Origin of the sequence: Dactylosporangium sp. NPDC005555 (assembly GCF_040605635.1) — a bacterium.
Classification (GTDB): Bacteria; Actinomycetota; Actinomycetes; order Mycobacteriales; family Micromonosporaceae; genus Dactylosporangium.
In genome coordinates this window covers 1-1559 of the sequence record NZ_JBEXDG010000169.1, presented here as the reverse complement: position 1 = coordinate 1559, position 1559 = coordinate 1, and the positions used below count along the sequence as shown (strand labels likewise).

Sequence of the window (1559 nt, the reverse complement as noted above, 5' to 3'; positions counted from 1 at the left end):
TTTTATATTTGGTGAATAAGGTCTTGAAAAGTGCACCTAGTGCAAAAAATAAAATTGGAATAATAAATTGAAAAGCTTTCTCCAAATTTCCATGGGCTAAATTAATTCCAGTCTGAATCAAATTCCCAGTTTGGAGACTAGCGAAACGGCCGTCAAAATGAAAAAAGGTAAAGGCATCAACAAAGCCTGTATTCATGGCAAGTAATAGAGCAACAAGTAAACTTTCTTTAGAATGGACTGCGGATTTAAGCTTAATTTTTTCCTTCATAATCTGTAAAAGATAAGGTCATTATAGCACAATGATAATCTAATGTACTCTATTTAAAATAAAAAATTAAATCGCAAATTGTAAAATGAAGTTAGCCACCTTGAGTCAAGCAAAAAACATCTGAATCTCTTATACTAGAAGTTCGACCAAATAGTATAAAAAGGAAATTCAGATGCAAGACTATTCTATCACAAGCCAGAGCAAAGGGAAACACCTGACCAATCAAGACCGTTTAAACATTGAACGTTGGCACAATAAAGAAGGACTGAGCAACCGTGAGATTGCGCGCTTATTGAATAAAGCTCATGGGACGATTGACAGAGAGATGAAGCGAGGGGAAATCCAGCTCAAGCGGAAGGTAAAATACTCTGCTAAAAAGGCTCAAGAAAATTATGAAGGATTGAGGGCTCACAGTGTTCGTCCGAGTAAACTCACGACTGAGATTGATTGTTATGTGAGTACACGTCTTAAAGAAGACAAGGACTCTTTGGAAGTCATTCATCAGGCTCTAAAAGGAGTTTCTCTGAGCAGCCTCTACAATTGGGTCAACTGGGGCTGGTTAGAAGCCAAGCGTCATCATCTTTTCTATCCGCAGTATAAGGCGGCAAAGAAAATCAAACCTCGTGCGCCAAAGCATCCTTTTGGTAAGTCTATTGAAGAACGGCCTGAGTTCATTAACAATCGCTTAGAAGTGGGGCATTACGAGATTGACACGGTCATTCTTACGAGAGCTAAGAACAAGGTGCTTTTGACGCTCACAGAGCGAAAATACCGCACGGAGATCATTCGCTTGATTGATGGGAAAACAGCACAGGCGGTCAATGATGAGCTGGTGGAACTTCAAAAAAGTTATGACTTCAAATCCATTACCCCTGACAATGGCCATGAATTTGCAAGGCTCTCTGAGGTCGTAAGCTGTCCAGTTTACTATGCACACGCCTACGCGAGCTTTGAGCGAGGGACGAATGAAAACCATAACCGAATGATTCGTAGGCATCTGCCAAAAGGCACAACAAAGACGACCCCTGAAGAAGTCGCCGCTATCGAGTATTGGATGAACCATTATCCAAGAAAAATGTTCAACTATAAGAGTTCATATGAGATGAGCTTGGCTGGCTAACTTGGACTTGCAATTTGCGATTTTTATTTTTTATAAAAAAATAAATTAAATAGGCTAGGAAATTCAGCCTTTTTGCGTTAAAATAGTCTTTATGACATTAACACAAGAATTTGATACGATTGCGGCGATTTCGACACCGCTTGGTGAAGGAACAATTGCCATTGTTCGTTT

2 protein-coding genes are annotated in these 1559 nt (G+C 39.6%); one reads left to right on the top strand and one right to left on the bottom strand.

Translation table 11 applies throughout. From position 1 onward, the window contains the following. Positions 1-268 (bottom strand): DUF1275 family protein (locus ABZS58_RS51295; RefSeq protein ID WP_354792132.1); only part of this gene is annotated, 268 nt, incomplete at its 3' end. 172 nt (positions 269-440) lie between these two features. On the opposite strand from ABZS58_RS51295, the gene ABZS58_RS51290 reads away from it, so the two are divergent. After that, positions 441-1388, top strand: coding sequence for an IS30 family transposase (locus ABZS58_RS51290; RefSeq protein ID WP_003130410.1), 948 nt, complete (start codon positions 441-443; stop codon positions 1386-1388). Positions 1389-1559 lie beyond the last annotated feature (171 nt).